A 16,101-nucleotide genomic window follows, 5' to 3' on the forward strand; every position below is an offset into this window, starting at 1 on the left:
ACACAGTCTGATGGAGCGTCCCACCCCGGCCCCCCGGGGCGTCGACCTGTCCGTGGACGGCGACCGCGCGGTCGGTTATCAGGGGCCGCCGAGCCCGCGCGAGAACGCCGTGCATCCCGGTGCCGCGGGCGGCGAACCGGCATTTGCCGGGCTCACGGGGGTGGGGTGGCGGCCGTGACCGGAATGTCCAGTGGCAGAATGTTGTCCGTGGATCAAACCGTCACCCCGGTTTCGTATGCCGCCGTGGACACGGCCGTGGGTACCCCCATGGCCGTCCCGCACGCCGCATCCGACTTCCGGGACGACCGGCTGCGCCGCTTCGCCGCGATCTGGTGCCGCGCCATCTACCCGGCCACGTCGGGCGTCATGGTGCGCCCCATGACGCGCGCCCGGTTCGAGCGCTGCCTCGTGCCGCTCGCCGCCAGGCTCCGCGACGTGCTCTACTCGCGCCCGTTCGACCCCCGCCCGGCCGCCGACGTCGGGGCCGCACTGGTGCGCGCCCACATCACCGACCCCGAGGCCCTGCCGCTGATCCTCGGCGTCATCGACGCCTACCTCGTCCTCTACCTGCCGCCCGACCACCCGATGCCCGCCGAGGAGAGCCGGGCCCGCTGCTCCCGCGTGCAGCACGCGGTGGCCGCCGGCTTCGCCCGCGCCCTGGGCGAACGCACCCGCGCCGAGCAGGAGACCGCCTCCCGGGCCGCCTCCGTGGCGCAGGCCGCGACGGAAGCGGCCCTGCACAGCAGCGAGGCCCGCTTCCGCGCGGTCTTCGAGGGCGCCGCCGTCGGCGTCGGCATCGCCGACGTCGACGGCCGCATCGTGGACGTCAACGACGCGCTGATGCGCATGTTCCGCAGCCCCGGCCGCAAGGTCCACGGCCGCAACGTCGGCGAGTTCGTCCACCCCGAGGACCCGCCCGACTTCTGGGGCCTCTACCGCGAGCTGGCCCGCGGCGACCGCGAGCACTACCGCGTCGAGAAGCCCTTCTACCGCAGCGACGGCAGCGTCCTGTGGACGGACCTGACGGTCTCCCTCCTGCGGGACGCGACCGGCGCACCCCAGTACCAGCTGGCCGTCCTGGAGGACATCACCGAACGCCGGCTGCTGCACGAGCGCATCCGCTACGAGGCCACCCACGACGCCCTCACCGGCCTGCCCAACCGCACCCTCTTCTTCGAACGCCTCGACGGCGCACTCGCCCGGGCCGAGGGGCAGGCCCATGACGGCGGTGCCCGCTTCGCCCTGTGCTACCTCGACCTCGACGGCTTCAAGGCCGTCAACGACAGCCTCGGCCACGCCGTCGGCGACCGGCTCCTCGTCGCCGTCGCCGAACGGCTGCGCGCCTGCGCGAGCGGCCCCCACGAACTGGTCGCCCGCCTCGGCGGCGACGAGTTCGTGGCCCTGACCACCGGCCCCTCGGCCACGGGCGACGTGACCGCCCTCGCCCGCCGCATGCTGGCTGCCCTCGCCGAGCCCGTACGCCTCGACGGCCGGGACCTGTCCGTACGCGCCAGCATCGGCGTCGTCGACGGGCCGTCCGGCGAGCTCGGCCCGGAGGAGGTGCTGCGCAGCGCCGACATCACCATGTACCGGGCCAAGGCCGCCGGCGGCAACCGCTACGAGCTCGCCGACGCCGACTCCGACGCCCGCGTCATCGCCCGGCACAGCCTCACCAACTGCCTGCCCGGCGCCTTCGACAAGGGCGAGTTCTTCATCGAGTACCAGCCCCTCGTCCGGCTGGGCGACGGCACGGTCCGCGGAGCGGAGGCCCTCGTCCGCTGGCTGCACCCGGTCCACGGGGTGCTGGGGCCGGACCAGTTCATCCCGCTCGCCGAGAGCACCGGACTGATCGTGCCGCTCGGCCGGTGGGTCCTTGAGGAGGCCGCCCGGCAGGCCCGCTCCTGGCACAGCGAGGGCGACGCCGCCGCGCCCCTGCGCGTCAACGTCAACCTCTCGCCCTCCCAGCTGCGCCACCCCGCCCTGGTCGCCGACACCGTCTCCGTCCTGCGCGACGTGGGCCTCGACCCCTCCGCCCTGTGCCTGGAGGTCACCGAGAACGCCCTCATCGGCGCCGACGAGGAGGAGCTGCGCCCGCTGCGCCAACTCGCCGACCTGGGCGTGGACATCGCCCTCGACGACTTCGGCACGGGCTACTCGAACCTGTCGTACCTGCGCCGGCTGCCGGTCAGCACCCTCAAGCTCGACCGGTCCTTCACCCGCGGCATGCAGTGCGCACCCGCCGACCCCGTCGACGTCAAGATCGTCGAGGGCATCGTCTCCCTGGCCCACACCCTCGACCTGTCGGTCACGGTCGAGGGCGTGGAGACGGGTACGCAGGCCGATCACCTGCGTTTACTGGGCTGCGACACGGCACAGGGCTGGTACTACGCCCGGCCCGGCCCGCCGGAGCGCCTGCACACCCTCTCGTTGGTGGACGCGGCGTCCTAGGGGAGGGCGTGCCCGGTCAGTACGCGTCGAGCAGGCGTGCCTCGTGGTCGGTCAGCAACCGTGAGCGGATCAGGAAGCGCACCCCCTCGGGTGCTTCGAGCGAGAAGCCGCTGCCGCGGCCCGGCACCACGTCCACCGTCAGGTGGGTGTGGCGCCACCGCTCGAACTGATCGGCCGACATCCAGAAACCGACCGGCTCGGCCACTCCTTCGACGGTCAGCTCGGCCAGCAGGACGTCGGAGCCGCCCGTGCGGAACTCACCGCGCGGATAACACATGGGCGAGCTTCCGTCGCAGCAGCCGCCCGACTGGTGGAACATCAGCGGCCCGTGCTTCGCGTGGAGGTCGCGGACCAGCCGGGCGGCGGCGGGCGTCAGAGCGATGCGGGAGACGTGCTCGTTCATGAGGGCTGTCCGGATAAGTGCGGGATCATGGAATATTCCTCCTCGATGTGCTGGATGTACCGGGGACGACAGCCTGACGCGTGTCCCGAGCTGATCACCAGGGGGAGAATGGCCGCATGTCGCAGTGGGAACACCTGGTCGAGCAGCACACCATCCTGTCCGTGGTCGCCGGATCGCGGGCCTTCGGGCTGGCGACCGCCGCCTCGGACACCGACCGGCGGGGCGTGTACGTCGCACCCACCGCCGCGTTCTGGCGCATGACCAAACCGCCGGCCCACGTGGAGGGCCCGCTGCCCGAGCAGTTCAGCTGGGAGGCCGAGCGGTTCTGCGAGCTCGCCCTGAACGGCAACCCCAACCTCCTGGAGGTGCTGCACAGCCCCCTGGTGGAACACTGCACCCCGCTCGGCACCGAACTGCGCGAGCTCGCCCCGGCCTTCCTCTCCCGCCGCGTCCACCAGACCTTCGGGCGCTACGCCCAGTCCCAGTTCGCCAAGGCCCGGGCGCACCGGGATCGCGACGGCGAGCCCCGCTGGAAGCCGGTGATGCACCTGCTGCGCCTGCTGACCAGCGGTGCCGCCCTGCTGGAGACCGGCGTCCTGCAGACCGGTGTCGGCGAGCACCGCGACCGCCTGCTGGCGGTGCGCCGCGGCGAACTGCCGTGGGAGGAGATATGTGCCTGGCGCGACCGGCTCACCGAACGCCTCGACAGAGCGGTGGCCGGCAGCCCCCTGCCCGAGAGCCCGGACGCGGAACGGGTGGAGGACTGGCTGGTCTCGGTGCGCCGCAGGGCACTGTGACGTGCGGCGGGACCGCCGCCCCGGGCGCACGGATATCCAGTGGCACATCCCGCCCGCCCGGCCCATTCTGTCGTGGTGAACGAACCGAACCACCGGATACGGGCCCTCCACACCGCGTCCACCGTGACCGTCTACCAGGCTTACGACCCGCGGATCGGCCTGCCCGCGGCGCGCGACGGCCGCTTCCCCGCCGCCTGGAAGCGCGACCGCATGACATGGATCAAGCCCTCGTTCCTGTGGATGATGTACCGCTGCGGCTGGGGCACGAAGGAGGGCCAGGAGACCGTCCTGGCCGTCGAGATCAGCCGCGAGGGCTTCGAGTGGGCACTGCGCAACGCCTGCCTGTCCCACTACGAGCGCGGTGTCCACCCCGACCCGGCCGCCTGGAAGGAGCAGCTCAAGTCCGCCCCGGCCCGGGTCCAGTGGGACCCCGAGCGCGACCTGCACCTGAGGCCGCTGCCCCACCGCTCGCTGCAACTGGGGCTCTCCGGCGAGGCGGCCCGGCGCTACGCGGACGAGTGGACGGTCGCCATCAGGGACGTGACACCGCTCGCGGCACGGATCCGCCGGCTGGTGGCGGAGGGCGCGACGGACCAAGCCGCCGCCCTGCTGCCGCAGGAACGCCCGTACCCCCTCGCGGACGAGATGGCGCACATCCGTCTGTGAGGGGGAAGGGTCAGGCATCGGCGCCGGACGATTGCGAGGACTCGTCGGAGGAACGACCGTCGCCGTCACCACTGCTCCCGTTTCCGCCGCCACCGCCCCTTCCGTTGCCACCGCTTCCACCGCCGCCCGGGCCGATGCGGCTGCCGGGCGGCGCTCCACTGACACCCGTCAGATAGGCGGATACCACGACGTTGGCGGTGTACGTGTGCTGAGCGTGGTCGTAGTCCCCGCCACAGGTGATCAGGCGCAGCTCGGCGCGCTTCCCGTAGGGGGATCCGTAGACCTTGTCGACGTCGAAGTGCTTGTTGGCGACGGTGGTGACGCTCTCCACCGTGAACTCGGCGACGGACCCGTCGGCACGGACGACGTCGACCTTCTCGCCGCGTTTGATGTTGCTGAGTTCGTAGAAGACGGCCGGGGACTGCTTGGTGTCCACGTGGCCGACGAGCACGGCGGCACCGCTGCTGCCGGGCTCGGGCCCGTCCTGGTACCAGGCAACGGAGTTGGGCCGCTCGTAGGGGGGCGGCTCGACGCCGCCCAGGGAGTCCAGTCCGTGCCCCTCGATCGGTGCGCGGACCCCCATCGCCTTGATGACCAGACGCTGGGGACCTGCCCCCGGCAACGGTTCGTGTGCCGGGGGCAGGCTGTGCGCGGGAGGACGGCCTGCGGTGGCCACGCCGTGGGTCTGGGGAGCCGTGGCTATCGGCTCCTTCGCGACGCCGTTGCCCAGTAGCCACAGGGCCAGGATCAACGTCAGCCAGGCCGTCCTTGTCAGCAGACGGGCGGAACCGCCTGTGCGCACCTCTGACATATCGCCGGTCCGCTTTCTGTCACTGCTTGGCCGCGTTGGCGCGACGGCGGTACCAGATCAGCCCACCGGCGATACCCGCGGTGGCGCCGGCGAAGGCGAGGGCCGGGGTGCCGATGGCCGAGGACTCGGCTGCGGCCATCTCGGCCGTGGCGCCACCACCCGCGTGGGCGTGGTGACTCGGCCGGCCGTGGTGCTCGTGGCCACCGTCGTGGTGTTCGCGGCCACCGTCGTGGTGCTCACGGCCGTGGTGGCCCTCATGGCCCTTGTGGTGCTCGCGACCGTGGTCCTCACGACCGTGGTCCTCGTCGTGGCCCTTGTCGTGGCCCTTTTCGTGGTCGTCGTCACGACCCTTGTGGTGGTCACGGCCGTGGTCTTCGTCGTCCCGGCCCTCGTGCTTGCGACCGTCGTGGTCGTCGCGGCCGTGGTCGTCGTCGTCACAGTCGTCGTCGTGACGGTTGTGGTCACGGCCCTTGTGGTGGTCGCGGCCGTGGTCGTCGTCGTCACAGTCGTCGTCGTGACGGTTGTGGTCACGGCCCTTGTGGTGGTCGCGGCCGTGGTCGTCGTCGTCACAGTCGTCGTCGTGACGGTTGTGGTCACGGCCCTTGTGGTGGTCGCGGCCGTGGTCGTCGTCGTCACAGTCGTCATCGTCGTGACGGTTGTGGTCCCGGCCGTGGCCCTTGCGGCCGTGGTCGTCGTCGTCGCAGTCGTCGTCGTCATGCGTGGTGGCGAGACGGCTGTCGGCGGCCTTCGGGGTGGACAGTTCGACGGTCCCGGCCTTGGCGGCCGGGTCGTTGAGGGCGTAGGCGGCCGGGGCCGCGCAGACGGCAACGGCCGTCAGGGTGCCGCAGAGTGCGGTGCGGATTGATTTCACGGGGTGTACCTCCTTGCCTCCGAGGTTCACCCCGCAATCCGGGGGGAGCATCCGCAGGGTAGTCGTATTGCTCCATTCGGTAATGGATTCCGGCCGGACGGGTGGCGGGGCCGCGGTGTCCGGCCTTTCCCGGGCGTTCCGGGCGGGTGGGAGCCGTCGCCGCGGCCCGCCTCGCTCCGGCTGTGTTTTTCCGTGCGGGGGCCTTGATGGCGGGGCAGGGGCTGTGGCTACGCTGACCGGGTTGCTCGGCGAGGGAGCCGCGCCGCCGTCACGAGGTGGGGCGGCTCCGTGATCGGCGCGCTCCTCGTGCTGTTCGCGGGAGGCCCGTCGTGGGCCGGGCGGCGAATGTCCGGCATCGATCCACGAGTTGTGCGAGGAGTGCAGGAATGGCTGAGGTGAAGCTCGCCGCCGAGCTGCGGACCGAGTTCGGCAAGGGTGCTGCCCGTCGTATGCGGCGCGAGCACAAAGTGCCAGGCGTCGTCTACGGGCACGGCGCCGAGCCGAAACACGTGGCGGTCGACGGCCACGCGCTGATGATGGCCCTGAAGACCCCGAACGCCCTGATCGATCTGACCATGGACGACGCAAGCGAACTGGTCATCCCCAAGGCCGTGCAGCGCGACCCGCTCAAGGGCTTCCTCATCCACGTCGACCTGCTGGCCGTGGCGAAGGGCGAAAGGGTCACCGTCGAGCTGCCGATCCACACCGAGGGGGCCCTGGCCCCGGGCGGCAACATCCTGGAGCACATCCTGAACGCCCTGCCGGTGGAGGCCGAAGCCACCCACATACCCGAATCGGTCACCGTCTCCGTGCAGGACCTGGACACGGGTCACACGGTGCGCGCGGCGGACATCGCGCTGCCGCCCGGCGTGTCGCTGGCGATCGACGGAGAGGCGGCGGTGCTGCAGATCGTCGCGGCCCAGGCGGAGGCCACCGACGACCCCGACGCCGACGACGCCGCGGAAGCGTAGCTCCGGCCCCGGCCGTCGTCCCCTCCCGGAGCGGGGGCGACGGCCGTCGCGCGTCCCCTTATATGCCTCAAATCGTCACACCGGTCGGGGCGGGCCAGCGAGATTCCCACAAGAACGCGGCCCGAGTTCTGGCGGGTGCGTCCCTTCCCCCCTTCGTGCGCCTCCTTGAGGATCGGGGGGCATCCGGAAGCGCTCCGTCCGCTTCTTCGCCCCGCACGCCGGTGAGGACTCATGTTGGCTCCGCTCGACTCCCATGCCGCTCCTTCTGGACGGGGCGCTTCGTGTCACGTCCGGCGAAAGCCGCGCCGAACGGCGGATGGAAGAGCGCTGACCCCTTGAGATTCCGGATCGGTCGTTCCAGCAGCACACCGGCGCACCGGTCTCCGGAGGACCCGGCAGCGGCCCAGGCCGTACGCACCGAAGAGCCGGAGACCGGCGAAGCGCCCCTGTCGGACCACGAGATAGCCCTCATCAGGGCTTCCCTGGCGGTGGTCGAGCCCTTCGCGGGGGAGATAACGGTCTACTTCTACGCCATTCTCTTCGCCCGGTACCCCGAGGTCCGCCCGATGTTCCCGCACGGGATGGACGCCCAGCGCGATCGCCTCCTGCGCTCACTGCTGCGCATCGTGGACCTGGCCGACGACCCCGAGAACCTCGTCCGCTTCTGCGGAGACCTCGGCCGCGACCACCGCAAGTTCGGCACCCTCGCCGCGCACTTCCCGGCCGTGGGCGAGTGCCTCCTCGCCACGCTGGCCCGGTTCGCCGGCTCCGCGTGGACCCCGGAGATCGCCGCCGCCTGGACGAAGGCGTACGGCACGGTCGCCCAGGTCATGATCAGTGCGGCCGAGGAGGACGAGGCGGTACGGCCCGCCTCGTGGCCGGCCACGGTGGTGCACCGCGTCTCGCGCGGTCACGGCATCGCCGAGATCACCGTACGGCCCCACATGGCCTACGACTACGCCGCCGGCCAGTACGTGAGCATCGAGACCCCCTGGTGGCCGAAGCGGTGGCGCTACTACTCCGTCGCCAACGCGCCCCGCGAGGACGGCACGCTCACCTTTCACGTGCGCGCGGTGCCCGGCGGCACGGTCAGCGGTGCGCTGGTGCAGCGGGCGGCGGTGGGCGACGTGCTGCGGCTGGGCCCCCCGATGGGCGACATGGTCCTGGACGCGGCCGAGTACGGCGACCTGCTCTTCGTGGCCGGCGGCACCGGACTCGCCCCGATCCGCGCACTCATCGAGGAGGTCGCCCGCAGAGGAGGACGGCACCAAGTGGCGCTGTTCCTCGGCGCCCGCACCGGGGCCGAGCTGTACGCAGTCGACGACATGCTCCGCATGGCCCAGCGGCACCACTGGCTGACCATGAAGGCAGCGGTCTCCGACGAGTACATCCCCGGAATCCGCGGATCCCTGCCGCAGGTCCTGGCCGAGTACGGGCCGTGGTACGAGCACGACGTCTTCCTCAGCGGCCCGGCGCAGATGGTGGCCTCCGCCAGGGAGACGCTCACCCTCCACGGCACCCGGCCCGACCGCATCCATCACGACCCGTTCGAGACCCCCGTCCTCTCCGCTCCCTGAGCCGCACCCGCTCATCCGCCCCGCCAGGAGAAGCCCTCGTGACCGTGCCTCCGCCCCCGCCGCCGTCATTCGGCTCAGCAGGGGAACGCCAGCTGCAGCAGCACCTCGGCACCGCCGACCGCGCCGCCCGGTTCTACGACCAGCAGGTGCGCCGCCACCTCACCCCCGAGATGCAGGACTTCATCGGCCGCCAGACCATGGTCTTCCTGGCCACCGCCGACTCCCACGGGGAATGCGACGCCAGCTTCCGGGCCGGCCCCCCGGGATTCGTCCACGTGATCGACGCCCACACACTGGCCTACCCGGAGTTCCGCGGGAACGGCGTGCTGGCCAGCGCCGGCAACATGGTCGAGAATCCGCACCTCGGCATGCTCTTCGTGGACTTCACCCACCATCACGTGGGTCTCCACGTCAACGGCACGGCCCACCTCTACCACGACGCGGACCTGCGCCGCATGCGTCCCGGCCTGCCCACGGACGTCGCCCCCGGACGCGGCCCGGAAATGTGGGTCCACCTCACCGTCGAGGAGGCGTACATCCACTGCTCCAAGTACATACCCCACCTGGAACCGGCCCCCCGCCCCACCGGCCGCGACACGGCCCGCCCCAAGGACGCGGACTACTTCACCGCCCGGCGCCACGAGACCGCCGAGGCGTACACCGCCCGATGACAACGGGGCAGCCCCCGAAGGGGCTGCCCCGTGCGGCGGTCCAGGCGCGCCGCCTGCATGGCCGCACACAACGAAGCCCCTCTCCTGACGACAGGAGAGGGGCACGAGATCACTTCTTGCGACGCTTGCGGGGCGCGGGCACGGTCGGCGCCTCGGTCTCACGGGCGGCGGCGAAGAAGGGCGCCATGACTTCCTCGTACTGCTTCAGGGACTCGGGCCCCAGGTCGACTTCGAGCCACTTGGGCACCTGGATCTCCTTGATCTCCGTCATCGGGGAACCGTCCTCGTCCACCTCCCCCGTGAAGTCCTCCATCTCCTCGGTCACCGTCACGGCGAACTTGACCGTGGTGAGGCTGTCGGTCACCTCGGGGGCGAGGTCGTCGAAGTCGATCCGCTGAACGAAAATCGGCGTAGTGATCGTCTGACCACCGACCTCGATCGTCTTCACTCCTTCTTCCACACCGGGCTGACCCTTGTGGGATTCGTCTACCTCAATGAATTTGGTGCCCATGGACGGCGCCTCTCCTTTGCGTCGGTACGGGTCAAAGTCTAGTGCAGCAAGGAGAGTTGACGCCAATTCAGATAAGGGGTGTCCGCTGTGTTCGCGTGGGTGTCGCCGTTTATCGCGAGAGCCGAACAGTCGATTTTTCATTCGTGATGCGCGTTGCTCCACCCGGCTGTGCTGGAATACGAGTCGAGCAGGTCCACCACGAAGACCAGGGTCGAGCCCGGCGGGATCAACGGCGAGGGCGACTGCTTGCCGTAGCCGAGACGCGGGGGAACGATGATCTCGCGCCGGCCGCCGACCCTCATCCCCCTCACCCCCCGGTCCCAGCCCTTGATGACCCTGCCACTGCCCAGGGCGAACTTGAACGGCTGGCCCCGGTCCCAGGAGGCATCGAACTCCTTCCCGGACTCGAAGGTCACCCCGACGTAGTGGACCCTGACCACCATGCCCGGCTCCACCTCGGCCCCGTCCCCGACGACCAGGTCCCGGATGGTGAGCTCGGTAGGAGCGTCACCCTCCGGAACGACGACCTCGGGCTTCGTCCGTTCACTCATGGCAGCCTCATCACTCTCCGTCGAAAGCCCCCGCACCGGCCGGCCGGACACGTGGGCACCCCATGCAGCAGATGGTCACGTTACCGAGAACGCCGATTCCCGGAGCGGGTCGAGGCCCTTTCCATCCCGCCTAGAAGAACCCCAGCTTCTTGGCCGAGTAGCTCACCAGCAGATTCTTGGTCTGCTGGTAGTGGTCCAGCATCATCTTGTGACCCTCGCGGCCGATGCCGGATTGCTTGTAGCCTCCGAAGGCGGCGTGGGCCGGGTACGTGTGGTAGCAGTTGGTCCAGACGCGGCCGGCCTGGATGGCCCGGGCCGTGCGGTAGGCGGTGGTGCCGTTGCGGGTCCAGACGCCGGCGCCCAGGCCGTAGAGGGTGTCGTTCGCCAGGGTGATCGCGTCGTCCAGGTCCGTGAACGGGGTGACCGCGACCACCGGGCCGAAGATCTCCTCCTGGAAGATCCGCATGCTGTTGCGGCCCTCGAAGACGGTGGGCTGTACGTAGTAGCCGTCGGCCAGTTCGCCGGGCAGGTGTACGCGGGTGCCGCCCGTCAGGAGGCGGGCGCCTTCCTGGTGGGCTATGTCCATGTAGGCGAGGATCTTCTCCAGTTGGTCGTTGGACGCCTGCGCGCCGATCATGGTGTCCGTGTCCAGGGGGTGCCCGGGGCGGATGCGTTCGGTGCGGGCCACCGCTGCCTCCAGGAAGGGTGTGTAGTGGCCGCGCTGGATCAGGGCGCGGGAGGGGCAGGTGCAGACCTCGCCCTGGTTGAGGGCGAACATGGTGAAGCCCTCCAGCGCCTTGTCCAGGAAGTCGTCGTCGGCCGCCGAGACGTCGTCGAAGAAGATGTTCGGGCTCTTGCCGCCCAGTTCCAGAGTGACCGGCTTGAGGTTCTCCGAGGCGTACTGCATGATCAGGCGGCCCGTCGTCGTCTCGCCCGTGAAGGCGATCTTCGCCACCCGGGGGCTCGACGCCAGGGGCTTGCCCGCCTCCACGCCGAAGCCGTTGACGACGTTCACCACGCCGGGCGGGATCAGGTCCGCCACCAGGTCCAGCCACACGTGGAGGGAGGCGGGGGTCTGCTCGGCCGGCTTGAGGACCGCCGTGTTGCCCGCCGCCAGGGCCGGGGCCAGCTTCCACGCGGCCATGAGCAGGGGGAAGTTCCACGGGATGATCTGGGCCACCACGCCCAGCGGCTCGTGGAAGTGGTAGGCGACCGTGTCCTCGTCGAGCTCCGAGAGGCTTCCCTCCTGGGCGCGGATCGCGCCCGCGAAGTAGCGGAAGTGGTCGATGGCGAGCGGGATGTCGGCGGCGAGCGTCTCGCGGACCGGCTTGCCGTTGTCCCAGGACTCGGCGACCGCGAGGATCTCCAGGTTGCGTTCCATGCGGTCGGCGATGGCGTTCAGCACCGCCGCGCGGTCGGCCACCGGGGTGCGGCCCCAGGCCGGCGCGGCGGCGTGCGCGGCGTCCAGGGCGCGTTCGACGTCCTCGGCCGTGCCGCGCGCGATCTCCGTGAAGGGGCGGCCGGTGACGGGCGTCGGGTTCTCGAAGTAGCGGCCCTGCTTGGGCGGCACGTACGTGCCGCCGATCCAGTGGTCGTACCGCGGCCGGTACGTGACGATCGCCTCGGGGGAGCCGGGGCTGGCGTAACGGGTCATGGGCGGAGCCTCCGTCTGCCGTGCGTGAGGGCGCCGCGCGGCTGCGGCGCCGCCCGCACGCTAGACCGGCGCGCGTTGCACGGACGTTGCCTCGGTTCCGGTGTCAGTTCCCGTCGTCGTGCGCGTACGAATTCCGCAGCCTCCGCGCCCTCGCCGCCACCGTGCCGCGGTGCGCCGCGCTCTCCGGGAGCGCCGCCAGCAGCCGTTCCCACGCCTCTAGGTCCGCCTCGCCCCACGGGCTCTCCGCCCAGAGCTGCAGCGCCGCCGCGTCACCGCTGCTCAGCACCGCCCGCCGCAGCCGGTCCTCCAGCAGCGCGCGCATCCGGCGCACCCCCGGCGCTTCGGAGCGGGGGAGGAGCGGGCCGTGGTAGGCGCGCAGCGCGGCCCGCAGGTCGCCGGCCGCCAGCTTCCCTTCCACGTCCGCCGCATCCGTCGCCAGCGCCACCTGCAGGCGGTACGGGCGTGACGCCACCAGGTCCCCTGCCTCCCCCACCGCTCTGCGCAGCCGGCACAGCTCCGCCCGCAAGGTGACCATCGGCACCGGCCGCTCGCCGTACAGCGCCGACATCAGCTGATCGCCCGTCAGTCCGTCCGGGTGGCCCGCGAGCAGGGCCAGGATCTCGCTGTGCCGTCCGCTCAGCCGCCGTCGCCGGCCGTCCACCACCAGCAGTGCCTCGTTCCGGCCCAGGAGAGCGAGTGTGTGCCGCGGGCCGGTCGCATCCGCCGCCAGCTGCGCCTCCGCCGCCCGGGCGGTCGCCCGGACCAGGGCGAGGCTGTGCGGTCCGGCCAGGTGGTCGCCGCCCGTGATGTCCACGGCCCCCAGCAGCCACCCTGTGCGCGGGTCGTGAACGGGCGCCGCGGCGCAGGTCCAGGGCTGGACGAGGCGGTTGTAGTGCTCGGTGGCGAAGATCTGCACGGCGTTGTCCACGGCGAGCGCCGTGCCCGGCGCGTTGGTGCCGGCGTGACGCTCGTCCCAGCGGGCGCCCGGCACGAAGTTCATGCTCTCCGCGCGCCGGCGCACGCCCCGATGCCCCTCCACCCACAGCATGCGGCCCGCCGTGTCGCAGACGGCGAGCAGATGGGCCCCGTCCTCGGCGATGGAACCCAGCAACTCCCGGAACAGCGGCATCACCCGCGCGAGCGGATGCGCGCGGCGGTGGCTCTCCAGCACAGCGTCGCTCAGTTCGACCGGAGCCGTGAACTCCGCCGTGGGCAGCGCTGCCGCGGAACGCCGCCAGGAGGCGGCGACCACCGGGCGTACCCGCGGGTCCAGCGGGCCGCCCGTCACGAACACGGCATGCGCGTCGCGTACCCGGCGGGAACGCTCGGCGGCATCGGTGCCCGAGGCCATCGCCAGCCAGGGGTTGCTCGGGTTGCCCGGTTCGCTCGGGTTGGCCGGGTCGCTCGTTCTGCCCGGGCCGACCGCCTCGGCCATCAGCTCCTCCCGCTGCAGTGCGCTTGCCGGAGGCCGGTGTTGGCGTCGGAGCAGCCACCGGCCGCCTTCGCTCCGCCGCCGTGACCATACCGCCGCGGGCACCGCGCCGGGAGTGTCGACGGCGAACAGGGCGGGTACACCCCCGGACCCGGGGGAATTTGCAGTGCACACGTCACTGCGGCGACTCTTCCACCACCGGTAACAACTCCCGAAACTCCTTGAAACGGAAGCACGTTGATGCGCAAAGTCCTCCTCGACATCGCGGAACGCACCATCGCCGCCTATGTGACCACCTTCCTCGGTCTGCTCATAGCCGACGGATTCGACCTCACCAGCGTCTCGGCCATCAAGGCCGCCGCCATCGCGGCCCTGCCCGCCGCGCTCTCCGTCATCAAGGGCGCGATCGGCAGCCGCTTCGGTGACAAGGGCACCGCCGCCTGGCTGCCCGCCCGGCGCGAGGGCCGGGGGGAGGGGCGGAGCCAGGGGCAGGGCCGGCGCTAGGGCCCGGGCTGCACGGGCCGGGGCGGAGGGTCGCCTCGCCGGCCGGCCCGCTCGTAGCGGAAGCCGAGGGTCCACACGGGGTGTGCGCGGTGCACCCGCGCCCACCCCCGTGCACACGCTGCCGCCGAGGACCCGTACGCGGTTGACTCGATGACGCGAGTCCCACTGGCGCGACGGGACCGGGCTCCCGGTCAATCCCCCCGAGCCGGGTGGCCCGCCGCCCCGTACCGCCGGGCGGACGGTACGGGGCGGAGCCATGTCCGCCGGCGCGAGGTCGTGCGGGGCCCGTGGGCTCCGCATCGGGCGGAAGCCATGCGTCCGAGCGGGGGGCGTGCGGGGTGCCAATGCGCCCCCCGGCGTCGGCCCGTGCGGAGCGGGTGCAACGATGTCTCCGTCATGAGAACAGGGCAGGAGACCGGGCAGGTACCGCGTGCGCTGCGAGCCGGCGTGTTCGCGGTGGTCTGCGTGCTGCTCGCCGCCCTGGGGCACGCCGTCATGTCCGGCGTCACCGTCCCCTGGTGGGCCATCGCCGTCGCCCTGTCGACGACGGGCGCCTGCGCCTGGTTCCTCGCGGGCCGCGAACGTGGTCCGCTGCTGATCACGCTCGCCACCGTGGGCGCGCAGACCGGACTGCACTCCTTCTTCACGCTCGCGCAGAACGTCGCCCGCAACGCCGCCCACGCGGCCGCCACCGTCGTGGTGGACCTCGGCGTGGGCGCCACGGGCGGCGGTACGGCCTTCTCCGACATCTGCGACGGCAGCGGCCGTGCCCTGACCGGCCCCGGGGCCGGTGCGCCCCCGCCCATGGACCACATGGGCGGCATGGACATGGGCATGAACATGGACATGAGCACGGGCATGAGCACGGGCATGAGCCACGGCCCGGACATGGCCGGCATGGCCATGCACGCCGGCCACGGCGCCCTCGGCATGTGGTCCGCCCACGTCCTCGTCGCCGCCCTCTGCGGCGTCTGGCTCTCCGGCGGCGAACAGGCGGCCTTCCGGCTCGGCCGGACCATCGGCGCCCGCCTCCGCGCCCCCCTGATCCTCCTCTTCCACGACGTACCGGTGCGCCCCGGCCCGCCCCGTGTCCGGGCCGGTCGCGGGCGTGCCGCCCAGCGGCTGCGCCGGCTGCTGTACGCCCACGTCCTCGACACCCGCGGTCCGCCGGCTCTCCTCGCCGTTCGCTGACCCGGCCTCCTGGCTCATCCGCCTGCCGCGCCGGGTCCGCCCACGGCGCCCGACCAGGTCGGATCACGTCACCCGGGCCCGCCCGTCCCGCAGTCGGGGCAGGGCGTGCCCGGATTCCAGGAAGGACCCAGGGCGATGACCCCTGCCCTCATCACGCCGGTCTGTTCACACCGGACCCGAACCCGTTCCCAGGCCCAGACCGGCGGCGAGCGCCTTCAGCCTGCGCGCCCGCTCGCCCCACGCACGGCACTCGGCGCAGACCTGCAGATGCGCGTCGAGCACCGCGTCGGACACGCCCGGCGGCAGTTCCTCGCCGTCGACGCGTGCGGATATAGCGGTACGAACCTCACTGCAATGCACCCCGCCATCGTCCCCGGCGCCCCCGGCGCCCGGCGCACCACCCCCCGGGCGGGAGGCCGCCGTGCGTGACGACGAGACGGTGACGGCGTGGGCCCTCGCCGCGCGCGGCGGCGACGCCGACGCGGTGGAACGGTTCATCCGCGCCACCCAGAGCGACGTGCGGCGGTACGTCGCCCGGCTCAGCAACGACCCGCAGGGTGCCGACGACCTCGTACAGGAGACGTTCCTGCGGGCGCTGCGCTCCCTGCCGCGCTTCGAGGGCCGCGCGTCGGCCCGCACCTGGCTGCTGTCCATCGCGCGCCGCACGGTCGTGGACCGGCTCCGCTTCCAGGCGGCCCGGCCGCGTCTGTCGGACACGGACGACTGGCAGTCGGCGGCGGAGCGCACCCAGTCCGCGGAGCTGCCCGGCTTCGACGAGGGCGTCGCGCTGTCGCAGCTGCTGGACCGGCTGCCGTACGAGCGTCGCGAGGCGTTCGTGCTCACCCAGATGCTGGGGCTGCCGTACGCGGAGGCCGCGGTCGTCGCCGGCTGCCCCGTGGGGACCGTGCGGTCGCGGGTGGCGCGGGCGCGTGAGGCGCTGATCGTTCAGCTGGAGACGGCGGAGCGGGAGGCGACCGTTCGGGAGGCGACGGTTCGTGAGGCGGCGGTTCGGGCGGTGACCGTTCGGGCGGCCTCGGCGCGGC

Annotated in this window: 15 protein-coding genes and 2 pseudogenes; 9 read left to right on the top strand and 8 right to left on the bottom strand. The window is 71.9% G+C overall.

Annotated features, from left to right (window positions below; translation table 11 throughout):
- The first annotated feature begins 267 nt into the window (after positions 1-267).
- Positions 268-2,448: a putative bifunctional diguanylate cyclase/phosphodiesterase gene (locus tag LE181_RS13405; protein ID WP_225661506.1), complete on the top strand. Its 2,181-nt coding sequence runs from the start codon at positions 268-270 to the stop codon at positions 2,446-2,448.
- 16 nt (positions 2,449-2,464) lie between these two features.
- On the opposite strand, the gene LE181_RS13410 is transcribed toward LE181_RS13405, so the two are convergent.
- Complete coding sequence (locus tag LE181_RS13410) at positions 2,465-2,851, bottom strand: DUF779 domain-containing protein (RefSeq protein WP_225661479.1); 387 nt, start codon at positions 2,849-2,851, stop codon at positions 2,465-2,467.
- A 116-nt stretch (positions 2,852-2,967) separates the two neighbouring features.
- Here LE181_RS13410 and LE181_RS13415 point away from each other — a divergent pair, with 116 nt between their 5' ends.
- Both LE181_RS13415 and LE181_RS13420 read left to right on the top strand, forming a co-directional pair.
- Positions 2,968-3,648 carry a nucleotidyltransferase domain-containing protein gene (locus LE181_RS13415; protein ID WP_225661480.1) on the top strand — a complete coding sequence of 227 codons (681 nt, stop codon included), beginning with the start codon at positions 2,968-2,970 and terminating at the stop codon, positions 3,646-3,648.
- Between the two features lie 75 nt (positions 3,649-3,723).
- Positions 3,724-4,314: a DUF4291 domain-containing protein gene (locus LE181_RS13420; protein ID WP_225661481.1), complete on the top strand. Its 591-nt coding sequence runs from the start codon at positions 3,724-3,726 to the stop codon at positions 4,312-4,314.
- A 154-nt stretch (positions 4,315-4,468) separates the two neighbouring features.
- On the opposite strand, the pseudogene LE181_RS13425 reads toward LE181_RS13420, so the two are convergent.
- A pseudogene (locus tag LE181_RS13425) lies at positions 4,469-5,125 on the bottom strand (class F sortase); the annotation flags it as partial.
- Positions 5,126-5,144: 19 nt separating this feature from the next.
- A complete protein-coding gene (locus tag LE181_RS13430; RefSeq protein ID WP_225661482.1) occupies positions 5,145-5,996 on the bottom strand; it encodes a hypothetical protein in 852 nt (283 codons plus the stop codon).
- A 386-nt stretch (positions 5,997-6,382) separates the two neighbouring features.
- Here LE181_RS13430 and LE181_RS13435 point away from each other — a divergent pair, with 386 nt between their 5' ends.
- From LE181_RS13435 to LE181_RS13445, 3 genes are all read left to right on the top strand, one after another.
- Positions 6,383-6,967 carry a 50S ribosomal protein L25/general stress protein Ctc gene (locus LE181_RS13435; protein WP_225661483.1) on the top strand — a complete coding sequence of 195 codons (585 nt, stop codon included), beginning with the start codon at positions 6,383-6,385 and terminating at the stop codon, positions 6,965-6,967.
- Positions 6,968-7,302: 335 nt separating this feature from the next.
- Positions 7,303-8,544 (top strand): globin domain-containing protein, encoded by a 1,242-nt coding sequence (locus LE181_RS13440; protein ID WP_225661484.1) that lies wholly within the window; start codon positions 7,303-7,305, stop codon positions 8,542-8,544.
- A gap of 38 nt (positions 8,545-8,582) precedes the next feature.
- Positions 8,583-9,215, top strand: a complete 633-nt coding sequence (locus LE181_RS13445) for a pyridoxamine 5'-phosphate oxidase family protein (protein WP_225661485.1) — start codon at positions 8,583-8,585, stop codon at positions 9,213-9,215.
- 109 nt (positions 9,216-9,324) lie between these two features.
- Here LE181_RS13445 and LE181_RS13450 read toward each other — a convergent pair whose 3' ends face one another.
- The 4 genes from LE181_RS13450 to LE181_RS13465 all read right to left on the bottom strand — a co-directional run bounded on the left by LE181_RS13450 (position 9,325) and on the right by LE181_RS13465 (position 13,282).
- A complete protein-coding gene (locus tag LE181_RS13450; RefSeq protein WP_225661486.1) occupies positions 9,325-9,726 on the bottom strand; it encodes a hypothetical protein in 402 nt (133 codons plus the stop codon).
- Positions 9,727-9,863: 137 nt separating this feature from the next.
- Positions 9,864-10,277: an FKBP-type peptidyl-prolyl cis-trans isomerase gene (locus LE181_RS13455; protein WP_225661487.1), complete on the bottom strand. Its 414-nt coding sequence runs from the start codon at positions 10,275-10,277 to the stop codon at positions 9,864-9,866.
- Between the two features lie 130 nt (positions 10,278-10,407).
- Entirely contained in the window at positions 10,408-11,931 is a 1,524-nt protein-coding gene (exaC, locus tag LE181_RS13460; RefSeq protein ID WP_225661488.1) for an acetaldehyde dehydrogenase ExaC, read from the bottom strand.
- A gap of 103 nt (positions 11,932-12,034) precedes the next feature.
- Positions 12,035-13,282: a sigma-54-dependent transcriptional regulator family protein gene (locus LE181_RS13465; RefSeq protein WP_225661507.1), complete on the bottom strand. Its 1,248-nt coding sequence runs from the start codon at positions 13,280-13,282 to the stop codon at positions 12,035-12,037.
- Between the two features lie 321 nt (positions 13,283-13,603).
- Here LE181_RS13465 and LE181_RS13470 point away from each other — a divergent pair, with 321 nt between their 5' ends.
- Entirely contained in the window at positions 13,604-13,867 is a 264-nt protein-coding gene (locus LE181_RS13470; protein WP_225661489.1) for a holin, read from the top strand.
- Between the two features lie 396 nt (positions 13,868-14,263).
- The gene (locus tag LE181_RS13475; protein WP_225661490.1) at positions 14,264-15,058 is read left to right on the top strand and encodes a hypothetical protein; all 795 of its coding nucleotides are present in this window, start codon (positions 14,264-14,266) and stop codon (positions 15,056-15,058) included.
- A gap of 165 nt (positions 15,059-15,223) precedes the next feature.
- Here LE181_RS13475 and LE181_RS32455 read toward each other — a convergent pair whose 3' ends face one another.
- Positions 15,224-15,418: a zf-HC2 domain-containing protein gene (locus LE181_RS32455; protein ID WP_225661491.1), complete on the bottom strand. Its 195-nt coding sequence runs from the start codon at positions 15,416-15,418 to the stop codon at positions 15,224-15,226.
- A 61-nt stretch (positions 15,419-15,479) separates the two neighbouring features.
- On the opposite strand from LE181_RS32455, the pseudogene LE181_RS13485 reads away from it, so the two are divergent.
- Positions 15,480-16,025: pseudogene (locus tag LE181_RS13485) on the top strand (sigma-70 family RNA polymerase sigma factor); the annotation flags it as partial.
- Positions 16,026-16,101: the final 76 nt, after the last annotated feature.

It is taken from the genome of Streptomyces sichuanensis, assembly GCF_020328095.1.
Lineage (GTDB): Bacteria > Actinomycetota > Actinomycetes > Streptomycetales > Streptomycetaceae > Streptomyces > Streptomyces cinnamoneus.

Excerpts from the sequence above, each read along its gene's own strand:
- LE181_RS13405 (WP_225661506.1), top strand. The coding sequence starts at position 268 with ATGGCCGTCCCGCACGCCGCATCCGACTTCCGGGACGACCGGCTGCGC.
- LE181_RS13410 (WP_225661479.1), bottom strand. The coding sequence starts at position 2,851 with ATGAACGAGCACGTCTCCCGCATCGCTCTGACGCCCGCCGCCGCCCGG.
- LE181_RS13415 (WP_225661480.1), top strand. The coding sequence starts at position 2,968 with ATGTCGCAGTGGGAACACCTGGTCGAGCAGCACACCATCCTGTCCGTG.
- LE181_RS13435 (WP_225661483.1), top strand. The coding sequence starts at position 6,383 with ATGGCTGAGGTGAAGCTCGCCGCCGAGCTGCGGACCGAGTTCGGCAAG.
- LE181_RS13450 (WP_225661486.1), bottom strand. The coding sequence starts at position 9,726 with ATGGGCACCAAATTCATTGAGGTAGACGAATCCCACAAGGGTCAGCCC.
- LE181_RS13455 (WP_225661487.1), bottom strand. The coding sequence starts at position 10,277 with ATGAGTGAACGGACGAAGCCCGAGGTCGTCGTTCCGGAGGGTGACGCT.
- exaC (WP_225661488.1), bottom strand. The coding sequence starts at position 11,931 with ATGACCCGTTACGCCAGCCCCGGCTCCCCCGAGGCGATCGTCACGTAC.
- LE181_RS13465 (WP_225661507.1), bottom strand. The coding sequence starts at position 13,282 with ATGGCCTCGGGCACCGATGCCGCCGAGCGTTCCCGCCGGGTACGCGAC.
- LE181_RS13470 (WP_225661489.1), top strand. The coding sequence starts at position 13,604 with ATGCGCAAAGTCCTCCTCGACATCGCGGAACGCACCATCGCCGCCTAT.
- LE181_RS13475 (WP_225661490.1), top strand. The coding sequence starts at position 14,264 with ATGAGAACAGGGCAGGAGACCGGGCAGGTACCGCGTGCGCTGCGAGCC.